The following is a 21,813-nucleotide window of genomic DNA, read 5'->3' on the forward strand; positions in this document are numbered from 1 at the left end:
GGAACACGACCGGCACCGTCGACCTATGATCTGACGCTGCGTCAAACATCCGGCACGGGACCCACCGAGCACCTCGGGGCCCCGGCCGGCCCACACTCGGCGGTGTCCAAGAGCCGCCGAACCCTGCGACAACAGGAGAGGAACGCCAGACGAAGACCCCGGTTCCGGAAAAATTCTACGCGCATCTACTTGCTCACTGTCCGTTTCGCGGCAACCATACGGACCGTAGTCATCTGACCATGCACGATCATGTGTGGAGGGGTGTCGATGAGAAAGTGGAAGAAAAGATCGGCGGGCGCGGCCCTGCTCGCCGTCGTCACGTTGACGGGGGCCTCGCTGGCCACGGCCGAGGGAGCGGGTAAGCATCCCGCGACCGGCGTCGGCTCGTGCACGCTCAAGGGGTGGAACCCGGCCACCAGCCCGGCGAACGCCAAGAACCTCCCGGTGGGTCAGCGCCCGCAGACCTACAAGCCGGACGACTTCGACTGCACCGGCGCGGTGTTCGCCGCACCCGGCGTGGAGTTCGCGAAGTTCCCGCAGTCGAAGGACTTCAAGATCACCGACAAGAGCGTCGTACGGACGGCCGACGGCAAGCAGTCGGTCGTGGGGCAGCCCACCACGGCGGTGAACCCGCTCGCACCGTACTTCCCGGGGTTCCAGCACTTCGTGGTCATCTACCGGGAGAACCACACCTTCGACGACTATCTCGGCGACTGCGCCACCACGGTCGGCGCAGGCTGCAACGGCCAGGTGCAGAGCACCAACCACATCAGCTCCGTGCCCGCCCTGCACACGCTGGCCAAGAACTACGCGCTGTCCGACGCGTACAGCACCGGCACCCAGCCGCCGTCCGGACCCAACCACTGGTGGATGTTCTCGGCGCAGTCCTCGTCCAGCAGCCAGCAGCAGTCCTACCCGGCAGGCGGCACGCAGTTCGACCGCTTCCTGCAAGGCGGCTCGGGCCCCACGGACGAGGGCACCAACGCGTGCACGACTCCGACCGGCACCAGTAGCGGCACCAGCCCGTACACGTTCGTCATGAACGGCGACTTCTACTGGATGCTCAGCAGCGGCAGCGGCTACTGGAAGAACCCGGCCGACGGCAAGCTCGAAGTGCTGCCGCCCAACCGCCCGGGCACGAACATCCCCGAAGAGCTGCACTACAACGAGTACACCTGCCAGAACCAGAGCATCCCGGACAGCACGGTCGCCAACGACTACATCAACTTCATCAACACCAACGGGATGCCGGCCTACAACTACGTCGAGCTGTTCAACGACCACCCGGGCACCTACCAGGACGTCCCCGGCAACGACACCGCGACGAACAACATCGTCAACTCCATCGAGAGCAACCCGACGTACAAGGACAACACGCTGATCGTCGTCACCGAGGACGACACCCAGAACGGCAGCAACGGCGGGGACCACGTCAGCAACACCTACCGCGTGCCGCTGGTCGTCATCGGGCCGTCGGCCTACGTGAAGCAGCACTACATCTCGCACGTGGCGTACACGACGAGCAACGTGCTCGCGGCCATGGAGCGCACGATGGAGAACGTGCACTCCGGCGTCATCGACCCGAACGACAACCTGGGCCCGTCCACCTTCCCGATGACGACCGCGGACCAGGCCGCACTCGGCGACCCGCTCGAAGACTTCTGGGTCCAGGGCTCCACCCCGCTGTCCGCGAGCGCCAAGGGGTCCCCGACCACCGGCAACGCGCCGCTGACGGAGAACTTCACCGGCTCGGCCACCGGCGGCACGGCCCCGTACACGTACAGCTGGAACTTCGGTGACGGTACGACCGGTACGACGCAGAACCCGAGCCACACCTACAGCAGCGCCGGTACCTACACGGCGACGCTGACCGTCACCGACAGCGCCTCGCCGGCCAACACCGCGACCTCGCAGGTGACGACCACGGTCAACGCCGTCGGCAACCCGCTGGCGGCGACCGCCTCGGGCACCCCGACCTCCGGCCAGGTGCCGCTGACCGTCGCCTTCACCGGCACCGGCACCGGTGGCACCCCGGCGTACAGCTACAGCTGGAACTTCGGTGACGGGACCACCGGTACGACGCAGAACCCGAGCCACACCTACAGCACGCCGGGCACCTACACCGCGACGCTGACCGTCACCGACAGCGCCTCCCCGCCCAACACCGCGACCTCGACGGTGACCCTCACGGCCTCACCGATCGCCGCGACGGTCCCGGGCGCACCCACCGGCCTGACGGCGACGGCCGGCACCGGGCAGGCCGCGCTGAGCTGGACGCCGCCGTCCAACACCGGCGGCGAGAACATCACCTCGTACAAGGTGTACCGAGGCACCGCCAGCGGCGGCGAGACGCTGCTGACCGGCGGCGGCTGCAGCGGCCTGGGCGCGGTGACCTCGTGCACCGACACGGGGCTGACCGCCGGCCAGACCTACTACTACAAGGTCAGCGCGGTGAACGGCGTGGGCGAGGGGGCGCAGAGCAACGAGGCGTCCGCCACCCCCACCGGCTCCGGCTGCCAGGCACAACAGCTGCTCGGCAACCCGGGCTTCGAGAACGGCAGCACCAACCCTGCGCCGTGGACGGTGACTTCGACGCACAGCCCGGTCTCGGTGATCAACAAGAGCAGCACCGAACCGCCGCACGGCGGCACCTGGGACGCCTGGCTCGACGGCTGGGGCAAGGCCACCACCGACACCCTCGCCCAGACCGTCACGCTGCCCACCGGCTGCACCACCTACAACCTCAGCTTCTGGCTGCACGTCAACACGGCCGAGACCTCGACGACCAGCGCCTACGACACCCTCAAGGTCCAGGTGCTGAACAGCTCCGGCACCGTCCTGGGCACCCTGGCCACCTACTCCAACCTCAACCACAACACCGGGTACGCGCAGCACAGCTTCAACCTCGGCGCCTACGCCGGCCAGCAGGTGACGCTGAAGTTCACCGGTGCCGAGGACTTCGAGTACCAGACGTCGTTCGTGCTCGACGACACCGCGGTGAACGTCGGCTGAGCCCGACGATCAGCTGATCGCGGCTGATCCGGACACGAGAGGGGCGCCGGGTGGTGCACTGCGGTGCACCACCCGGCGCTGAACGCCGGCTGAGGGATGGATGACTGGATGGACACACCCGTCGCGGTGCGAGGCCGCGGCATCACCAAGGTCTTCGGTGATGTCGTCGCCCTCGACCACATCGATGTGAGCATGACGCAGGGTCAGATCCACGGCCTGGTCGGCCCGAACGGCGCCGGCAAGACCACGCTCCTCGGCCTGCTGCTGGGCCTGGCCGTCGCCGACGAAGGGAGTCTGGAGATCCTCGGCACTCCGGTGGGCCGCGCACCGGCCGCGCCCGACGGTGTCTCCGGGTTCGTCGACGGGCCCGGCCTCTACCCCACCCTCACCGCGAAGCAGAACCTCGCAGCGCTCCTCGTGCTGCGCCCTGACGACGCGCCCGCCACCGGTGTCGGCGAGGCGCTGGAGCAGGTCGGGCTCGCCCATGCCGCCGACGCCAAGGTCCGCGGCTTCTCGCTGGGCATGCGCCAGCGGCTGGGGCTGGCCGCGGCGCTGCTGACCAGGCCACGGCTGCTGGTGCTCGACGAGCCGTCCAACGGCCTGGACCCGGTCGGCAAGAAGCACGTGCACGGTGTGCTCAGCCGGCTGGCCGCCGAAGGCGTCACGGTCGTGATGTCCAGCCACCGGATGGACGACCTGGAGGCGCTGTGCTCCGAGGTCACCATCCTGGCCGCCGGGCGCGTGGTCTTCTCCGGACCGGTGTCGAAGCTCTCCGACGACAGCCGCGAACTCGACTACCGGCTGCGCGCCTCGGACCCGTCCGCCGCTCGCGCGGTCGCGGCCGCGATACCCGGGATGCGCATCATCGACGGCCACGACGCCCCCGTGCGACCGGACACCGACGTGATCGTCGTCCGCGCACGGGTGGCTGCCGTGGACGAACTCGTGGTCCGCATGGTCCGTGACGGCATCGCCGTACGTGAGTTGGCGCCCGTCGTCTCACCACTGGAAGCCGCGTTCCTCGCCCTGACCGACCAGGAGGCCGACCTGTGACCGCGACCGTCGCCGACGCCCCGGCCCCCGTCGGGGCCACGGCCGGGACGGCGGGCGTGCGCCCCGTCCCGGTGGCCCGCGTCCTGCGCTTCGAGCTGGTCAAGCAGTTCTCCGCCTGGCGGGTGCGCCTGCTGATCGGGCTGTGCTGGCTCGGTCCGGGCCTGCTGGTCTTCGCGATCGACCAGCAGAGCACGCTGCCGTCGGACACCCTGTTCGGCCGGTGGATGCACGCCACCGGCTGGGCCGGGTCGCTGGTGGTGCTCGGCGTCGCCGGCAGTTGGGCGCTGCCGCTGGTCACGTCCATGGTCGCCGGCGACGTGTTCGCCGCCGAGGACCGGCTGGGCACCTGGCGCCATCTGATCGTCGCGGTCCGCTCGCACCGGCGGATCTTCGCGGCCAAGGCGATCGCCAGCATCACCGTCATCGGGCTGCTGGTGGCAGGCCTGGCCGTCTCCAGCGTGTTCGGCGGACTGCTCGCGGAGGGGAACCAGCCGCTGGTCGGCCTGGACGGCCACCTGCTCTCCGGCCCGGCCGCTGCCGGAGACGTCCTGCTGGCCTGGGTCTGCGTGCTGGCGCCGACGCTCGCCCTGGCGGCCATCGGGCTGCTCGGGTCCGTCGCCCTGGGACGGTCCCCGATGGGCCTGCTGCTGCCCATGCTCGCCGCCCTCGGGATGCAGGTGGCGCAGTTGCTGCCGCTGCCGGTCCCGGTGCGCCTGGCCCTGCCCGGTTACGCCTTCATCTCCTGGAACGGCCTGTTCGCCGATCCCCGGCAACTCGGGCCCCTGCTGATCGGTGTCGTGGTCGGTCTGGTGTGGGCGGTCGTCGCGACGGCACTGGCCTACCTGCTCTTCCTGCGCCGGGACTTCACCGGTCTCCACACCGACGGCGCCGGCCGCAGGGCGGTGACCCTGGGAGTCCTCCCGCTGGCCGGCGTGCTGGCCGTGACGGCCGGTGCTCTCGCGGTGACGACCGGGGCGGGCGGTTCCGGCATCGGCCAGGCCAAGGTGCAGCGGTCGGTGGCCACGGCGTTCGCCCACCTCTACCGGTTCCAGCAGGCGCAGATGCGCCGGCCGGCGGTCTCCGAAGCGCAGTTGCAGACCTCGGCGGCCTGCGACAAGAGCGCAGGACTCGGCGCACAGGAGGGGCCGGGGAACGACTGGCGCTGCACGGTCACCTGGACCGTCCCCGGTTACAACTCCACCGCCCAGGCCATCTACCAGCTCGATGTCGGCGCGAACGGGCGGTACACCGCCGACGGGGACGGCCCGGTCGAGGTGAACGGCTACTTCCTGATCGTCAGTGGGGGACAGGCGGTGCCGAACCCGCTCTGGCAGTTCGACGGCAACGTCGATCTGCTCGCCGGGTGAACCCGGAGGAACCCGGATGAACATCGCGCGCGGCTGACGCGCAGGCGCAGCCCGGGACCGGAGCTCCGGTGCTCCGGCCGGCCGGGCGCGGCAGCCCGTCCGGGGCGCCTCCGGCCCGCCGCGCCGGTGTCCGGGGGCGATCTACCATGAGAGGCAAGGTCTTCTCGACCCCGCACCTGCCCGCAGTAGAACGGTAGGGAGGCCGGCATGGAGTTCGGCAACGGATCCGGGCACGTGGACGGCTCGCGCTATCTGCCGATCGCCGAGCACGGCCTGATCGGTGACCTCCGCACCGCCGCGCTGGTCGGGACCGACGGCACCATCGACTGGTACTGCTGCCCGCGCTTCGACGCACCGAGCGTGTTCGGGGCCATCCTGGACGCCGACCGTGGCGGGTCGTTCGAGCTGGCCGCCGACGTGCCCGCGCGCACCCGCCAGTTCTACTTCCCCGACACCAACGTGCTGATCACGCGGTTCTACGCCGCCGACGGGGTGGCCGAGATCCAGGACTTCATGCCGGTCGTCGACGAGTCACGCGAGGCGGCCCGGCACCGGCTGATCCGGCGGGTGCTGTGCGTGCGGGGGACTCTGCCGTTCGCCGCCCGGATAGCCCCGCGGTTCGGTTACGGCGCCGAACCGCACACCGTACGCGGCCAGGCCCACGAGGCCGTCTTCGAGTCCCCGTCGCTCTCGCTGGCGCTGACCTCCACCGCGCCGCTGGAGAGCGACGGCAGGGACGTGTGGTCGCACTTCAAACTCCTCGAAGGCGAGTCCGTGGTGTTCGCCCTCGACCAGATCGGCGACGACGTCCGCCCGCGGGCCTGCCCGCACGCCGAGGCGCAGGCGCAGGCCGAGGCGACGGTCCGGTTCTGGCGGCACTGGCTGGGCCAGTCGCGCTACCGGGGCCGGTGGCGGGAGGTGGTGCACCGCTCCGCGCTGGTGCTGAAACTGCTCACCTACGCGCCGACCGGCGCGATCGTGGCCGCGCCGACGACCAGCCTGCCCGAGTTGGTCGGCGGCGAGCGCAACTGGGACTACCGGTACGTGTGGGTCCGCGACGCCGCCTTCTGCGTCTACGCCATGCTCCGCCTGGGCTTCACCGCGGAGGCCGAGGCGTTCATGGGCTTCCTGTCCGACCGGGGCATCGCACCGGGCACCGGCGCGGCCGGCCCGTTGCAGATCATGTACGGCATCGACGGCCGCAGAGAGCTGCCCGAGACCGAACTGTCCCACCTGGAGGGGCACTTGGGATCCGCTCCGGTGCGGGTGGGGAACGCCGCGACCCAGCAGCTCCAACTGGACATCTACGGAGCGCTGATCGATTCGATCTACCTGTACGACAAGTGGGGTCAGCCGATCAGCAGTGACCGTTGGGACGAGGTCGGCGCCGTGGTCGACTGGCTCTGCGACCACTGGGACCAGCCCGACGAGGGCGTCTGGGAGACCCGGGGCGGCCGGCGGAACTTCGTCTACTCGCGGCTGATGTGCTGGGTGGCCCTCGAACGGGCCATCCGGATGGCCAACCGGCGCGGCCTGCCGGCCGATCTTCCGCGCTGGCGGCAGAACCGGGACGTGATCTACCGGCAGATCATGCGCCAGGGCTGGTCGCCCGAGCGCGGGGCGTTCACCCAGGGGCTCGGCGACGACGTCCTCGACGCCTCCGTGCTGATGATGCCGATGGCGAAGTTCATCTCGCCCACCGACCCCAAATGGCTCTCGACCCTGGACGCGCTCACCCAGGACCTGGTCTCCGACTCGCTGGTCTACCGCTACGACCCGGAGGCCAGCCCGGACGGCCTGCGCGGATCCGAGGGCACCTTCTCCATCTGCTCCTTCTGGTACGTCGAGGCGCTCACCCGCGCCGGGCGCCTGGAGGAGGCCCGGCTGGCCTTCGAGAAGATGCTCACCTACGCCAACCACCTCGGTCTCTACGCCGAGGAGATCGGCCGGACCGGTGAACAACTCGGCAACTTCCCGCAGGCGTTCACCCACCTCTCGCTGATCAGCGCCGCCTTCAACCTGGACCGCGCCCTCGGCTGAGCCCCACGGCGGGCCGCACCGAGAGCCCCGGCCGGCCCCGGCCGTACGGCTGCGGCGGACCGGCGACGGCGAGCCGCCGCGCGCGGCGACGAGCAGACTGGGAGGGGCCGTCCCCTCCGGCCCCGCGACGACCCCGGGTGGTGAACCATGGCAGAGACCTCCGATGCGCTGCGGACCGTGATCCTGACCGTGGACGACGATCCCGCCGTGTCCCGGGCGGTGGCCCGGGACCTCCGCCGCCGCTACGGGGACCGGTACCGGGTGGTCCGCGCCGAGTCCGGCGCGTCGGCGCTGGAGGCGCTGCGCGAGCTGAAGCTGCGGGGGGCGCCGGTCGCGGCGATCCTGGCCGACTACCGGATGCCGCAGATGAACGGCATCGAGTTCCTGGAGGAGGCGCTCGACCTGTACCCCGCGGCCCGGCGGGTGCTGCTCACCGCCTACGCCGACACCGACGCCGCCATCGACGCCATCAACGTCGTCGACCTCGACCACTACCTGCTCAAGCCGTGGGAGCCACCGGAGGAGAAGCTCTACCCGGTGGTGGACGACCTGCTGGAGTCGTGGTCGGCCACCGACGGCCGGGCGGTGGACACCACCAAGGTCGTCGGCCACCGCTGGTCGGCCCGGTCCTCGCAGATCCGCGAGTTCCTGGCCCGCAACCAGGTGCCGTACCGGTGGTACTCCAGCGACGAGCCGGAGGGCGGACGCCTGCTGGCCGCCGCCGGGCAGGACGGGCGCCGGCTGCCGCTCGTGGTGCCCCCGGACGGCGCCGTGCTCGTCGAGCCGACCGAACGGGACCTGGCCGCCCACGTGGGGCTGTCGACCACGCCCGCGGCGGACTTCTACGACCTGGTCGTCGTCGGCGGGGGCCCCGCCGGCCTCGGCGCGGCCGTCTACGGGGCCTCGGAGGGGCTGCGCACCGTCCTGGTGGAACGCGAGGCGACCGGCGGCCAGGCCGGCCAGAGCTCCCGCATCGAGAACTACCTCGGCTTCCCCGACGGGGTCTCCGGCGCTCAGCTCACCGAGCGGGCCCGCCGCCAGGCCGACAAGTTCGGGGCGGAGCTGCTCACGGCCTGCAAGGTCACCGGCCTGGAGGTGAACGGCGCCGCCCGCACGCTGCGCTTCGCCGACGGCGCCGCCGTGTCCGCGCAGGCCGTGATCCTCGCCACCGGCGTGTCGTACCGGCAGCTGGACGTGCCGGGAGCGGCCGGGCTGACCGGGCGCGGGGTCTACTACGGCTCGGTGCTGACCGAGGCGGCCGCCTGCCTGGGGCAGGACGTGTACATCGTCGGCGGGGCGAACTCCGCCGGCCAGGCCGCGATGTACCTCGCCCGCACGGCCCGGCGGGTCACGCTGCTGGTACGGGCGCCGCAGCTGGCCGCCTCCATGTCGTACTACCTGCTGCAACGGGTCGAGGAGGCCGCCGCCGTCACAGTGCGCACGGACACGGTCGTGGAGGCCGTCCACGGCACGGACCACCTGGAGGCGCTGACCCTGCGGGACCGGGCGACCGGGCGGGCCGAGACCGTCGACGCCCAGTGGCTGTACGTCTTCATCGGCGCCGCCCCGCTGACCGACTGGCTGGACGGCACGGTGCTCAGGGACGCGCACGGCTTCGTGCTGACCGGGCCCGACCTGAGCGCCGACGGGGGCCCGCCCGCCGGATGGGCGCTGGACCGGCCGCCCTACCACCTGGAGACCAGCGTGCCGGGCGTGTTCGCGGCCGGAGACGTACGCGCGGAGTCCGCCAAGCGGGTCGCCTCGGCCGTCGGCGAGGGCGCGATGGCCGTCATGCTCGCGCACCGCTACCTGGAGCAGTCGTGACCACCCGCCCGGACGGGTGCGAGGAGCAGGAACTCCGGACGCTGTTCCTGTTCGAGAAGCTGACCTCCGACCAGCTCGCCCAGCTGTGCCGGGACGGCCGCGCCCAGTGGTTCGACCCGGGCCCGGTGTACCGCGAGGGCGATCCGGCCGAGAGCTTCTACGTGCTCTTCCAGGGCGCCGTGGTGCTCTCGCGCCGCGTGGGCGGCCAGGAGGTGGACGTCACCCGCACGTCCGCGCCCGGGGTGTACGCCGGGGCCTTCCAGGCCTACCTCGGCGACCAGGTGCCGCAGGTGTACAACAACTCGCTGCGGGCGGCCGAACGGTCGAGGTTCTTCGTGCTGCCCGCCGAAGCCTTCGCGCGGATGATGCACGAGTGGTTCCCGATGGCCGTCCACCTGCTGGAGGGCCTGTTCTTCGGGTTCAAGAGCACCCAGGAGGCGATCGGCCAGCGGGAACGGCTGCTCGCCCTCGGCTCGGTGACCGCCGGACTCACGCACGAGCTCAACAACCCCGCCGCCGCCGCCATGCGCGCCACCTCCGCACTGCGCGAGCGCATCGCCCGGATGCGCCGCGAGTACGGCGCCCTCGCGGCCGCGCCGCACCGGGACGAGGACCTGGCCCGCCTGAGCGAGCTCCAGGACACGACCGTCGGCCGGATCGGGCAGGCCCCGCCGCCCGGCCCGTTGCAGGCCGCGGACCTGGAGGACGAGGCCGACGACTGGCTGGCGGAGCACGAGGCCGCCGACGGCCGGCAACTGGCACCGGTCCTGGTCCAGGCGGGCCTGGGCACCGACTGGCTGGACGACATCGCGGCCGCCGTCCCCGGACACCTGCTGGGCAGCGCACTGAACTGGCTCGGCTGCACCGTCGAGGCCGAACTGCTGCTGGGCGAGATCGAGGACGCCACCCACCGCATCGCCGCGCTGGTCGGCGCGGCGAAACAGTACTCGCAGCTGGACCGGGCCCCGTACCGGAACGCGGACGTCCACGAGCTGCTGGACAGCACCCTGCTGCTGCTCGCCGCGAAGCTCGGCCCGGGCATCACCGTCGTACGCGACTACGACCGCACCCTGCCCGCCGTCCCCGGCTACCCCGCCGAGCTGAACCAGGTGTGGACCAACCTGATCGACAACGCCGCCTGGGCCATGCACCGCAGCGCGGCCGGGGGCGGCACGCTCACGGTGCGCACCGCACGGGACGGGGACCGGGTGCTGGTCGAGTTCCGCGACACCGGACCCGGCGTGCCCGCCGACGTCCGGAGCCGGGTCTTCGACCCGTTCTTCACCACCAAACCCGTCGGCGAAGGCACCGGACTGGGCCTGGACATCTCCTGGCGCATCATCGTCAACCGGCACGGCGGCGACCTGCGCCTCACGTCCGCTCCCGGCGACACCCGCTTCCAGGTCCGACTTCCGATCGACCCCGCACCCCCCGACACCCCGCAGGAGTCGCCATGAGCACCGAGCCCCCGATCAACCCCACCGTGCCGCCGAGCGGCCCCGGCTGCGTCGAGTGCGACGCCGCGGGCGGCTGGTGGTTCCACCTGCGGCGCTGCGCGCGCTGCGGCCACATCGGCTGCTGCGACGACTCGGTGGCCAAGCACGCCACCGCGCACGCCAGGGCGACCGGCCACCCGGTGATCCGCAGCTTCGAACCGGGCGAGAGCTGGTTCTGGGACTACGACACCTCGGAGCTCTACGAATCGGGGCCCGAGCTGGCCGCGCCGGACAGCCACCCCGTGGACCAGCCCGTCCCCGGCCCGGCGGGCCGGGTGCCGGCCGACTGGACCGAGCGGATCGGCAACGGCCGGTAGGAACCCCAGGCGGCCGCTGCCCGTTACCGGTCCGGGCGGCCCGGCGGGTTAGGCTGCCCTTCCGGGGGAGGCCAAGCCCTGCCCGAGTCACCGCGCGTCCTGCCCCACGGAGGTATTCGGCCTTGCACATCGACCAGTGGATCGAGAGCGTCCCACCGATCGCGGTGTACGCGCTGGTGGGGCTGATCATCGGGGTGGAGAGCATCGGCATCCCGCTGCCGGGCGAGATCGCGCTGGTCACCGCCGCGCTGATGGCCGTCAAGGGCACGGTCGACCCCTGGGGCGTGGCGCTCTGCGCGATCGCGGGCGCGGTGATCGGCGACTCGATCGGCTACGCCATCGGCCGCAAGGGCGGAAAGCCGCTGTTCGAGAAGCTCGGCCGGAAGTTCCCGCAGCACTTCGGGCCGGACCATCTGGCGACCGCCGAGCGGTCGTTCCACAAGTGGGGGATGTGGGCGGTCTTCTTCGGCCGGTTCATCGCCCTGCTGCGGATCTTCGCCGGCCCGCTCGCGGGCGCGCTGCGGATGCCGTACTGGAAGTTCCTGACCGCCAACGTGCTCGGCGGCGTCTGCTGGGCCGGCGGTACGACCCTGCTGGTCTACAAGGTCGGCAAGGTGGCCGAGAAGTGGCTCGGCAGCTTCTCCTGGATCGGGCTCGTGCTCGCCGTGGTCGGCGGCATCGGGTCGGCGTTGGTGCTGAAGCGCCGGGCCGCCGCCAAGCACGAGGCGGAGCCCGAGCCGTCGGTCGCGGAGCCGGTCGCCGACTGAGGCCGACCCCCGGCTCCCCGGGGGTTCGGGCACTTCGGGCCTACGGGCGGAGTGGCTGGGTACGATCGGGAACGATCACCAGACACTCTCGGGAGGCCGGAATGAGCCAGCAGCAGTGGACGGCAGTGGACACCTACTTCAGCGACGTCCTGATCGGTGAGGACCCGGTGCTGGCGGCGGCGCTCGCCGCCGCCGACGCGGCCGGGCTGCCGCAGATCGCCGTCGCACCCAACCAGGGCAAGATGCTGCACCTGCTGGCCCTCACCCAGGGCGCCCGGCGGGTGCTGGAGGTGGGCACCCTCGGCGGCTACAGCGCGATCTGGCTGGCCCGCGCGCTGCCCGCCGACGGCCGGCTGATCACCCTGGAGATCGACCCCACCCACGCCGAGGTGGCCACCGCCAACCTCAAGCACGCCGGCTTCGCCGAGATCGCCGAAGTCCGGCTCGGCCGCGCGGCCGACACCCTGGCGCAGCTGGCGGCGGAGGGGGCCGAGCCGTTCGACTTCGTCTTCATCGACGCGGACAAGCCCGGCAACCCGGTGTACTTCGAGTGGGCGCTCAAGCTCTCCCGTCCCGGCACGGTGATCGTGGTCGACAACGTGGTCCGCAGCGGGGCCGTCGCCGACCCCGACTCCACCGACCCGAGCGTGCTCGGCGTCCGGCGGCTGCACGAGCTGCTCGCCGCCGAGCCGCGGGTCTCGGCGACCTCGGTGCAGACGGTCGGGGTCAAGGGGTACGACGGGTTCACCCTGATCCGGGTCGGGAGCTGACGGGTGCGGATCGGGCTGCTGGGCACCGGTCCGTGGGCCCGGCGGGTGCACGCACCGGCGCTGGCGGCGCACCCCGGGTTCGAGTTCGCGGGGCTCTGTGGGCGTAACGCCGAGGCGGCGTCCGCGCTGGCCGAGGCGCACGGCGTGCCCTCGTACCCGGACCCGGAGAAGCTGTTCGCCGACGTCGACGCCGTGTCGGTCGCGCTGCCGCCCTCGGTCCAGGCCGGGTTCGCCGTCCGGGCCGCCGAGGCGGGGTGCCACCTGCTGCTGGACAAACCCGTCGCGCTGACGGTGCCGGACGCCCGGGCGGTGCACGCCGCGGTGGAGCGGGCCGGTACCGCCTCGGTGGTGTTCTTCACCCTGCGGTTCGGCGCCGGCCAGGCGTCCTGGCTGGCCGAGCAGACGGCCCGGGGCGGCTGGTTCACGGCGCACTGCCAGTGGCTGGGCGCGGTCTTCACCGCCGCCGACAGCCCGTACGCGGCCTCGGCCTGGCGCCTGGAGAAGGGCGCGCTGTGGGACGTCGGCCCGCACGCGCTCTCGGTGCTGCTGCCCGTACTCGGCGCCGCCGTCCGGGTGACGGCCGTGGCGGGCCCGGGGGACACCGTGCACCTGGTGCTCGGCCACGCCTCGGGCGCCTCCAGCACGCTCACGCTGAGCCTCACGGCGCCGCCGGCCGCGGCGGCCGGCGGGGTCGGCCTGGAACTGCGCGGCGAGGCCGGGGCCGCCCGGCTGCCGGAGCGCAGCGAGAGCCCCGCGGCCGCCTTCGGCCGGGCACTGGACGCGTTGGCGCTCGCGGCGGGCGGCGGTGCGGCGCACCCGTGCGGGTCCGCCTTCGGCCTGGAGGTGGTGGAGGTGCTGGCGGCTGCGGAGGAGGCCCTGCGGACGGGGGCGGCCGTGCTGCTCTGAGGGTTGCACCCGTCCCGCCCCGGGTGGGCCCGTCGTGATCGCGGCGGGCCCCCGGGGCGGGACGGGTGCCGTCTCAGCGGCCGCCGGGGCGGCGGTCGGCCGGGCGGCGCGGGGGGATGGGGGTGGCGGGGAAGTCGCGGGGGCCGGTCCAGAGGGCGGGGACGGCGTCGCTGCGGCGGGCCAGTTCGTAGGCCAGGGCCTCGTAGTTGACCCGCCAGCCCTGGAACTGCGGCCAGGCCTCGGCGACCGGGCGCTCCTTGACCATGCCGCTGGCGGTGACCATCGCGACGGCCGCGTCGAACTCCTCGAAGGTGAGCCGGATCGGGCTGTCCGGCTCGGGGTCGGGGTCGAAGTCCACCCGCAGGGTCCGGGCGATGTCCCGCAGCGCGGTGAAGCCGGCCCGCAGTACGAGCCGGGCCTCGGGCGGGGCCGAGCGCGGGCAGATCGCGAGCTGGATGGCGGCGGCGTCCATCACCGCGAGCAGGCCGACCACCCAGCTGCGGTGCGGCCGGGGTGAGCGGAAGGAGAGCAGGACGGGGTAGTTGGAGTGCCCCTCGCCGATGTCGGCGGCTAGCCGCTCCCAGTCGCGGTACAGCTGCGGCAGCGCCGTCTCGGTGTCCACCAGGGACTGCCGGGCCAGCAGCTCCGGCCCCCAGGCCGGCTCGCCGGCCCGGGTCTGCAGGAGTGTCACCTCGACCTCGCGGCGGTTGTACGCGCCGTACAGGGTGGGCAGGTAGGCGATCAGCAGGGCGGTGATCAGCGGCCCGGTGGCGGCGGCCAGGAAGTCCAGTGCGGAGAGCCGCAGCCGGTCCCCGCTGGCGAAGCCGAGGGTGAACAGGCTGGAGCCGGCCTCCCGGAAGGAGACTCCGAAGGAGAGCCCGGCCGTGCCGAACAGCAGCAGGGTGTAGGCGGCCAGCATGCTGGCGAGCCAGGTCGCGAGCATGCAGAGCAGGATCAGCGGCGCGAGCCAGGTCAGCACCCGGTCCTGGGCGAGGTAGCCGCCGGAGGCCGGGGCGAGCCGGCGCAGGATGCCCCGCAGGACGACCCAGATCCGGAAGACCAGCGCGGAGTACAGTCCGCGCGGCACCACCAGGGTGCGCAGGATGCTGGCGATGGTGAAGACCAGCAGGAGCAGTCCGGCCAGCACGGAGATCAACTTCATGGCGCCATTGTGGCCCGGCGGCCCGCCCGTCCGGTCCGGCGGGCCACCAGGTGGTACGCGTGTCAGCCGTGCGCGAGCGCCTGGACGCGGTCGAGCGCGCCGTTGAAGAGGTTCTGGTCGCCGGGCAGCGTCCCGGAGCTGGCGTACTGCCAGATCGTCTGGTAGCCCCAGCCGGCCGGGAGGGCCCCGACGCTGCTCGCGTAGTGGGCGATCCAGAGCGGGTCGGTGCTGCCGAAGCCGCCGTTGTTGCCGGTGCAGGTGCTCCACCAGTCGGTGGTGGTATAGATGACGGGGTAGCGTCCCGTCCGGCTCAGCACGGTGTTGGCGAAGTCGTGGATCCAGCCGACCATCGCGCTCTGGCTGAGCCCGTAGCAGGTCGCGCCGTACGGGTTGTACTCGATGTCGAGGGCGGGCGGCAGGGTCTTGCCGTCGGCGGACCAGCCGCCGCCGTTGCCGACCAGGAAGTTGGCCTGGGTGGCTCCGCTGGAGCGGTCCGGCAGGGCGAAGTGGTAGGCGCCCCGGATCAGGCCCGCGTTGTAGCTGCCGTTGTACTGCTGGGCGAAGTACGGGTTGGTGTAGCCGGTGCCTTCGGTGGCCTTGACGTACGCGAACCGGGCGCCGTTGGCGTACGCCGTGCTCCAGGCGACGTTGCCCTGCCAGCTGGAGACGTCCGTGCCGGGGGTCTGGGAGGCCAGAGGGCTGAGGGTGCTGCTGGTGGATCTTCCCTCGTGCGCGGCGACGGTGGACCCGGCGAAGTCGCGCTCGGGGTGGTAGCCGGCGGGGGCGGCGGACCCGGCCGCGTCGGCGGGTACGGCGGCGCTCGCGGGTACGGCGCCGCCGCCGAGCAGGACGGCGCCCGCCGCCAGCGCGACGGCGGCGCGGCGGAGCAGTCTGCGGGTGGGACGGGTGGGGGAGGAGTGGAACGAAGGTGCGGTGCCTGGCATGAGCGCTCCTTGGTTCGGATGCGGCCGGCGCCGACCGGCGTGACCGCGCAGCAAGGAGGCTAGTCATGAACCCGACACCCCCGCCACGGTCCTGACCCCCCATCAATCGGCACCGCGAGGTGTGAGCTTCCGACATACTCGGGGCCCCTCGGACGGGTGATCGGGGTGTGGCACGATGCAGGACGGACGGGGACGAAATCCGCAGAGAACTGGAGTGGGCCAGATGGTGTCCGAGAGCTCGGAGCTGACCTTCCGCACGGCGGAGGCGGCCGACGTACCCGCGCTGGTGGCGCTGATCGAGTCCGCGTACCGGGGCGACGCCAGCCGGGCCGGCTGGACCACGGAAGCCGACCTGCTGGACGGCCGTCGTACGGACGAGGAGTCCGTCGGCGAGACGATCGCCCGGCCCGGCAGCGTGCTGCTGATGGCCGAGCGCGCGGGGGAGCTGCTCGGCTGCTGCCTGCTGGAGCGGCGCGAGACGGCGGCGTACTTCGGGATGTTCTCGGTCCGGCCGGAGCAGCAGGGCGGCGGCCTTGGGCGGGCGGTGCTGGCCCGGGCGGAGCAGCTCGCGCGCGAGGAGTGGGGCGTGCCGGAGGTGGAGATGACGGTGATCGTCCAGCGCGAGGACCTGATCGCCTGGTACGAGCGCCGGGGCTACCGGCGGACGGGCGAACTCTCCCCCTTCCCCTACGGCGACGAGCGCTTCGGCGTCCCGCGCCGTCCGGACCTGCGCTTCGAGAGGCTGACCAAGGCGCTCTGACCGCCCCGGCCCCCGGCATTTCCTCGGCTCCGGCCCCGATGTGGCCCCGGCTCAGCCGCCGTACAGGCCGTGGCAGATCTTCGCCTGCTCGGAGCCCGGGGCCCACTCGCCGAGCCGCTCGGCCTCGGCGCACACCTTGACCGAGGGGATCAGCTCCGTCGGCCCGCCGCCGGTCTGCGCCTGCGGGGCGGCGGGCGCCGTCCCCGGGGCCGGGCGGTGCGTCCGGGCGGGCCGGGGCCGGGCGCTCTGACGGGGCGTCGAGGCCCGGTCCGGTTCGCCGCCCTCCTCCGGGCCGGCGCCGGTGCCGCTGCCCGCGGGGGTCGAAGGCATGACCGGGACCGCAGGCGGGGCCGGCAGCGGCGCGGTGCTGTGCACAGTGGGGGAGGGCGAGGGCCCGGCGGAGACCGGGCTCGCGGACGGGTCGGGCGCCGGAGCACCGGCCTCCTCGCCGGAAGGGCCGCAGGTGGCCAGCAGCCCGCCCAGGACCAGGGCGCCGCCGAGCGCGGTCGCCGCCCAGGCCGCCCGGCGGGCCCGGGTGCGCCTCGGGCGCAGCGGCGTGACCGGCGGCTCCCACGGGGTCGGCGGTGGCGGCGGCTGCTCCCACCCGTACTGCCACGGTGCCTGCCACTGCTCGTTCACGGTCGTCCTCCCGCACACTCCGGGCCCGCGCGGGCGGCGGGCCGCCGTGCTCAACGAGTCACGGCACCGGAGCGGAACGCCTCCGCACGGCCGTCATGGCGTGCGCGCGCCCCGCTCGCGCCACATGCTGAGGGACATGCACACCAACAGAGACAGCAATGCGCCGGCCGGCCCGCTGGTCGAGGTCGCCGAGTTCCGTACCGACAGCCGCTACCGCCTGGCGCACTTCCACGGCGCGGGCTGGGAGCCGGTCGACCCGCAGGAGTTCGAGGCCCGGCTGAAGCAGTTCTTCCCCGACCTCGACCCGCACGACCCGGAACAGGTGCGCTGGGCCGACCGCCCGTGGGAGTGGCCCGCCTGGCACCCGGGCGAGGCCTGACGGAGCGTAAGACCGACCGGCACATGGTGGGCGGCGTCGCGACGCCCGGGCTGTCTCCCCCAGCCTTCGGCCGGGGGGACCCCCACGAACGGCTTCTCCTCAGTCGCCGCAGCTCCGCTGCTACTCCCTCGTCGGCACCGCCCAGACTCGGCCCGGACGCCGCTCCTTCCTCCACCCACCATGTGCCGGTCGGTCTTACGCCGCCGCGTCCGCCCGCGTCCGCCCGCGTTTCACCCACGTGCCGCCTGGCGGAACGTCAGACCGGCCGGGTCCAGATGTCGGTGGAGCGGACCCGGGCCGATGCGGCGGTGGCGGTCGCGGCCAGCAGGAGGCCCGCGATCAGCAGGGGCAGGGTGCGGGAGGCGTGCAGCGCGATCAGGCCGCCGGCCAGGGCTCCGGCGAACATGCCGGCGACGGCCAGCGCGCGGCGGACGAACCTGCCGTCGGCTTCGCCCGCCAGGGGGCTGTCGGAGGCCAGGCCGGTGAGGGTCTGGGTCAGCACGGTGGTGGTGAAGTCCGGGACGGCCAGCCGGCGGGCGGCCGCGTTCTGCGCCCCCATCGCCAGGGCCAGCAGCACGATGAGCAGATCGCGGCCGGTCCCGGTGAACGGATCCGCCAGTGTCTCGCTGCAGACGTACGCGACCAGGACGAGCGCGGTCTCCAGTACCGTCGCGCCCAGCAGCAGCCGGGCCCGGTGGTCCGGGAACCGGTTGCCGATCCGGCCGCCGAGCACGGCTCCCGCCGCGAACGCCAGCAGCGAGACCAGCGAGGAGCGGAGCGAGAAGGCGGTGGCCCCGGCGAGCGAGAAGGCCGTGAAGACCACGTTGCCGGTCATGTTGGCGACGAAGACGTTGCCCAGCACGAGGTAGCTGAAGGCGTCGACCACACCGGTGACGACGGTGAGGACCAGCAGCATCGGCTGCAACGGGCCGTGGCGGTGCTCCGGTCCGGGGGCCAGGACCGCCCGGAGGTCGCGCAGCGGTGTGATCACGGTGGTGCTCCGATCGGCGGGCGGCCGGGTGGGGTCCGGGGGCAGGGCCCCGGGCACAGGCCGAGGGTCAGGGCCAGAGCAGGCCGCGGTGCCAGCCGCCGTCCTCCCGGCGGCGGTACACCAGGCGGACGTGTCGGCGGTGCTGGTCACCCTGCCAGAACTCGACCTCCTCGGCGAGCACCGAGTACCGGGTGTGGCCCGGCGCGGCGGTGGCCGGGTCCCGCTCCCGCAGCGCCGCCGCCGCGTCCCAGGCCCGCTCGAACTCGGCCGGCCCGGAGAGCGGCAGGCTCTGCCGCCCGACCAGCGCCGCGACGTGCGCGGCCGGGCTCAGCCCGCGTACCTCCGGCACCGCGCGTTCCAGGCCCACCGCCTCCACCGGCCCGCGCAGCCGGATCTGCCGCCCGAGGGCCGGCCAGTACGAGGTGAGCGCCGCCCACGGGGCGGCGGCGAGCTGACGGCCCTTCGGGCTGCGGGCGTCGGCCTGGAAGGACCACGCGCCGTGCGCCACGTCGATGTCGCGCAGCACCAGCATGCGGGCGTCCGGGTGGTGGTCCTCGCCGACGGTGGAGACCGCCACCACCTGGGCGTCCGGCACCTCGGCCGCCATCGCCCCGAGCAGCCACTCCACGTGCAGGGAGGCGGGGTCGGGCGGTGCCGCCGCCGGATCGAAGACCGGCAGCTCACGGGCCATCGGCGGCCGCTCCCGGAGCAGCCGGCGGAGCTGCTCCACCGGGGGTCCGTCCGGCCCGGCACCTACTTCTGCACGCTGCGACACGCCTGCCTCCCACGGTTGGGGCCGAGGCTACCGGGTGGCGTCCGCGCGTCGCGTCCTCAGCCCTCCGGAGCCGCCCCCGAGCCGCCCCCGAGGCCACCGCGCACGCGCTGCCGTTCGGGGGCACGCGAGCGGGGCGGCCGGTGGGGTGCCCGGCGCGGGGCCGGGCCGGGCAGGTGGGGTCAGGCGGGGAGCAGCGCCTCGATGGCCGCGACGACCTCGTCGGCCTCGGGCTCGGTGCGCGGCCGGAAGCGGCCGGCCACCGTGCCGTCCGCGGCGATCAGGAACTTCTCGAAGTTCCACGTCACGTCGCCCGCCGCGCCCTCGGCGTCCGCCGTCTCGGTCAGCCGTGCGTAGAGCGGGTGCCGGTCGTCGCCGTTGACGTCGAGCTTCTCGAACAGCGGGAAGGAGACCCCGTACGTGGTCGAGCAGAAGGTCTGGATCTCCTCGGCGTTCCCGGGCTCCTGGCCCATGAACTGGTTGCACGGGAAGCCGAGGACGGTGAAGCCGCGCTCGGCGTAGCGCTGCTGCAGCCGCTCCAGCCCGGCGTACTGCGGGGTCAGGCCGCACTTCGAGGCGACGTTGACGATGAGCAGCGCCTTGCCCTTGTGGTCGGCCAGCGACGCGGGCTCGCCGGTCAGGGTGTGCAGGGGGATGTCGTACAGGCTCACGGGGAGTCCCTTCGGGGGAGAGGGCGGGCGGCAGGTTCCCGCCGGACCGGACAACGGTAGCCGGAGCCCAGGTGTTCCCGGGCGGCGCCCGCATCCCCGCCCCACTGCACGCCCGAGCGTTCGCCGGAGCGCGGCCGCACCGGCCGGGCGGATCTGGCGCTTCCTCACCAACCGCCCGCCCGCGCTGTTCCACCGGGCGTCGACACGGGCCGGTCGGTAGCCTGGGAGACTGCCGGACGAACGGCAGGAACCGGGCCCGCTCCTCCAGGAGCGGGCCCACCCCACAGGTGGTCCGGCGGCAGCCCACGCCCGGACGCACCCCGGAGGGAAGAGCGGACCGTGAGCACTGCTCCCAGCGGATCCTCGCGCTACCTGGTGCTGGCGGCGATGATCTTCGCTGTCGCGATGACGTTCATCGACCAGACCATCGTGTCGATCGCCGTACCGAACATCCAGCACGAGCTGAAACTGACCAGTACGGGAGTGCAGTGGGTGGTCAACGCCTACCTGCTCACCCTGGCGGCGTTCTTCGCCTACGGCGGCCGGCTCGCCGACACCGTCGGCCACCGCAGGGCGGTGGTGCTCGGGGTGCTGGTCTTCGCCGGCGCCTCGGCCTGTTGCGGCTTCACCCCCACCGGGAGCCCGGCCGAGGCGTGGCTGATCACCTTCCGTGCCGTCCAGGGCTTCGGCGGCGCCGTCATGTTCCCGGCGGCGCTGGCGATCGTGGTGCAGAACTTCGCCCTGCGCGAGCGGGGGCGGGCGCTGGCCCTGTTCTTCGGCATCGCGGGCGGCCTGACCGCGATCGGACCGGTCCTCGGCGGCTACCTGACCGCATGGACGTGGCGGGCCATCTTCTGGGTGAACCTGCCGGTGGCGGCGATCGCGCTGGTGCTGATCGCGATCTCCAAGCCGGTGACGGAGAGCCGGCCCGCGCCGATGGACTACCGGGGCCTGGCCCTGATCGCCGGCGGTGTCGCGTTGAGCGTCTTCGGCTTCCAGCAGTCGCAGGTCTGGGGCTGGTCGAACCCGGCGATCGGGCTCTGCATCGCGGCCGGTGTCCTGCTGCTGGTCGTCTTCGCGATCGTCGAGAAGCGCACCGCCTCGCCGCTGATCCAGGTGGACATCTTCCGCATCCGGGCGTTCTCCGTGCAGAACCTGGTGCTCGGCATCTCGATGCTGGTCTTCGTCCCGGTGTTCTTCTTCTCCAGCGAGTACGCCCAGATCGCGCTGGGCGACTCCTCCTCGAAAGCCGGCATCTTCCTGCTCTACTTCTTCATCGGGTTCGTGATCGCCTCGCAGATCGGCGGCCGGATGCTCGACCGGGACGGCGCGAAGCGGCCGGTGGTGACCGGGTGCGTCCTGGCCGCGGTCGGGTTCTACCTGTGGGCGGGCGACGCGACCACGCTGAGCTTCAGCGGCCAGCAGTGGGACGTCGTACTGGCCGGCGCGGGCATGGGCTTCATGCTCACGCCCTCCAGCACGGACGCGGTCAACCGTGCCTCCCGGCTGTCCTACGGCGAGGCGACCGGCATCACCCAGACGGTCCGCAACTACGCCGCGAGCCTCGGGCTGGCCGTGCTGGGCACCGTCCTGGTCACCGACCTGCGCTCCCGGCTGACCGACTCCCTGGTCGCCCGGGGCCTGTCACACGAGCAGGCGGTCACCGAGGCCGCCCACCTCTCCCAGGTCCAGGCGCAGAGCGGCGGGAGCGGGAGCACTGCGGACATCCCCCAGTTCTTCCGGGCCGACTTCGCCCATGCCACCCAGATGGTCCTCTACTGGATGGCGGCCGTCATGGCGGCGGCCGCCGTGGTGGCGATGGTCGGCCTGCGGCCGGGCAGGCAGGCCGAGACCGCCGCCGGGCACCAGGAGGCGCCGCCGACCGGACGCGAGCCGGGCCAGGCCTGAAGCCCCCGACCGCCCGTGAGCCGGGCCCCGTCCTC

At 72.9% G+C, this 21,813-nt stretch carries 19 protein-coding genes; 13 read left to right on the forward strand and 6 right to left on the reverse strand.

Annotated features, from left to right (window positions below; translation table 11 throughout):
• The first annotated feature begins 267 nt into the window (after positions 1–267).
• From ABD330_RS20515 to ABD330_RS20560, 10 genes are all read left to right on the forward strand, one after another.
• The gene (locus tag ABD330_RS20515; RefSeq protein WP_344467194.1) at positions 268–3,012 is read left to right on the forward strand and encodes a PKD domain-containing protein; all 2,745 of its coding nucleotides are present in this window, start codon (positions 268–270) and stop codon (positions 3,010–3,012) included.
• 108 nt (positions 3,013–3,120) lie between these two features.
• Positions 3,121–4,065, forward strand: a complete 945-nt coding sequence (locus ABD330_RS20520; protein WP_344467196.1) for an ABC transporter ATP-binding protein — start codon at positions 3,121–3,123, stop codon at positions 4,063–4,065.
• A complete protein-coding gene (locus ABD330_RS20525; protein WP_425555594.1) occupies positions 4,062–5,432 on the forward strand; it encodes an ABC transporter permease in 1,371 nt (456 codons plus the stop codon). Before ABD330_RS20520 ends, ABD330_RS20525 begins: the two co-directional genes overlap by 4 nt.
• 207 nt (positions 5,433–5,639) lie before the next feature.
• Entirely contained in the window at positions 5,640–7,472 is a 1,833-nt protein-coding gene (locus ABD330_RS20530; RefSeq protein ID WP_344467198.1) for a glycoside hydrolase family 15 protein, read from the forward strand.
• A 147-nt stretch (positions 7,473–7,619) separates the two neighbouring features.
• A complete protein-coding gene (locus ABD330_RS20535) occupies positions 7,620–9,296 on the forward strand; it encodes an NAD(P)/FAD-dependent oxidoreductase (RefSeq protein WP_344467200.1) in 1,677 nt (558 codons plus the stop codon).
• A complete protein-coding gene (locus ABD330_RS20540; RefSeq protein ID WP_344467202.1) occupies positions 9,293–10,753 on the forward strand; it encodes an ATP-binding protein in 1,461 nt (486 codons plus the stop codon). Before ABD330_RS20535 ends, ABD330_RS20540 begins: the two co-directional genes overlap by 4 nt.
• A complete protein-coding gene (locus tag ABD330_RS20545) occupies positions 10,750–11,109 on the forward strand; it encodes a UBP-type zinc finger domain-containing protein (RefSeq protein ID WP_344467204.1) in 360 nt (119 codons plus the stop codon). Before ABD330_RS20540 ends, ABD330_RS20545 begins: the two co-directional genes overlap by 4 nt.
• A gap of 122 nt (positions 11,110–11,231) precedes the next feature.
• Positions 11,232–11,876, forward strand: coding sequence for a DedA family protein (locus tag ABD330_RS20550; protein WP_344467206.1), 645 nt, complete (start codon positions 11,232–11,234; stop codon positions 11,874–11,876).
• Positions 11,877–11,977: 101 nt separating this feature from the next.
• Positions 11,978–12,646 (forward strand): O-methyltransferase, encoded by a 669-nt coding sequence (locus ABD330_RS20555; RefSeq protein WP_344467208.1) that lies wholly within the window; start codon positions 11,978–11,980, stop codon positions 12,644–12,646.
• Positions 12,647–12,649: 3 nt separating this feature from the next.
• Positions 12,650–13,552, forward strand: coding sequence for a Gfo/Idh/MocA family protein (locus ABD330_RS20560; RefSeq protein WP_344467210.1), 903 nt, complete (start codon positions 12,650–12,652; stop codon positions 13,550–13,552).
• Between the two features lie 73 nt (positions 13,553–13,625).
• Here ABD330_RS20560 and ABD330_RS20565 read toward each other — a convergent pair whose 3' ends face one another.
• Both ABD330_RS20565 and ABD330_RS20570 read right to left on the reverse strand, forming a co-directional pair.
• A complete protein-coding gene (locus ABD330_RS20565) occupies positions 13,626–14,714 on the reverse strand; it encodes a hypothetical protein (protein WP_344467212.1) in 1,089 nt (362 codons plus the stop codon).
• A gap of 62 nt (positions 14,715–14,776) precedes the next feature.
• Positions 14,777–15,658 (reverse strand): lysozyme, encoded by an 882-nt coding sequence (locus ABD330_RS20570; protein ID WP_344467214.1) that lies wholly within the window; start codon positions 15,656–15,658, stop codon positions 14,777–14,779.
• A 223-nt stretch (positions 15,659–15,881) separates the two neighbouring features.
• Between ABD330_RS20570 and ABD330_RS20575 the strand changes: the two genes are divergently transcribed.
• Entirely contained in the window at positions 15,882–16,418 is a 537-nt protein-coding gene (locus tag ABD330_RS20575) for a GNAT family N-acetyltransferase (protein ID WP_344467216.1), read from the forward strand.
• A gap of 51 nt (positions 16,419–16,469) precedes the next feature.
• Here ABD330_RS20575 and ABD330_RS20580 read toward each other — a convergent pair whose 3' ends face one another.
• Entirely contained in the window at positions 16,470–17,057 is a 588-nt protein-coding gene (locus ABD330_RS20580) for a hypothetical protein (protein ID WP_344467218.1), read from the reverse strand.
• Between the two features lie 136 nt (positions 17,058–17,193).
• On the opposite strand from ABD330_RS20580, the gene ABD330_RS20585 reads away from it, so the two are divergent.
• Positions 17,194–17,436 carry a hypothetical protein gene (locus ABD330_RS20585; RefSeq protein WP_344467220.1) on the forward strand — a complete coding sequence of 81 codons (243 nt, stop codon included), beginning with the start codon at positions 17,194–17,196 and terminating at the stop codon, positions 17,434–17,436.
• A 256-nt stretch (positions 17,437–17,692) separates the two neighbouring features.
• Here ABD330_RS20585 and ABD330_RS20590 read toward each other — a convergent pair whose 3' ends face one another.
• The 3 genes from ABD330_RS20590 to ABD330_RS20600 form a co-directional block, all read right to left on the reverse strand.
• Complete coding sequence (locus ABD330_RS20590) at positions 17,693–18,427, reverse strand: YoaK family protein (RefSeq protein WP_344467222.1); 735 nt, start codon at positions 18,425–18,427, stop codon at positions 17,693–17,695.
• A gap of 67 nt (positions 18,428–18,494) precedes the next feature.
• On the reverse strand, positions 18,495–19,202 hold the full coding sequence (locus ABD330_RS20595; protein WP_344467224.1) for a pyridoxine/pyridoxamine 5'-phosphate oxidase: 708 nt from the start codon (positions 19,200–19,202) through the stop codon (positions 18,495–18,497).
• Positions 19,203–19,381: 179 nt separating this feature from the next.
• On the reverse strand, positions 19,382–19,870 hold the full coding sequence (locus ABD330_RS20600) for a glutathione peroxidase (protein ID WP_344467226.1): 489 nt from the start codon (positions 19,868–19,870) through the stop codon (positions 19,382–19,384).
• A gap of 387 nt (positions 19,871–20,257) precedes the next feature.
• Between ABD330_RS20600 and ABD330_RS20605 the strand changes: the two genes are divergently transcribed.
• Positions 20,258–21,778, forward strand: coding sequence for an MFS transporter (locus ABD330_RS20605; RefSeq protein ID WP_425555596.1), 1,521 nt, complete (start codon positions 20,258–20,260; stop codon positions 21,776–21,778).
• The last annotated feature ends 35 nt before the right edge of the window (positions 21,779–21,813 follow it).

The sequence above is a fragment of the Kitasatospora kazusensis genome (assembly GCF_039529945.1).
GTDB lineage: Bacteria > Actinomycetota > Actinomycetes > Streptomycetales > Streptomycetaceae > Kitasatospora > Kitasatospora kazusensis.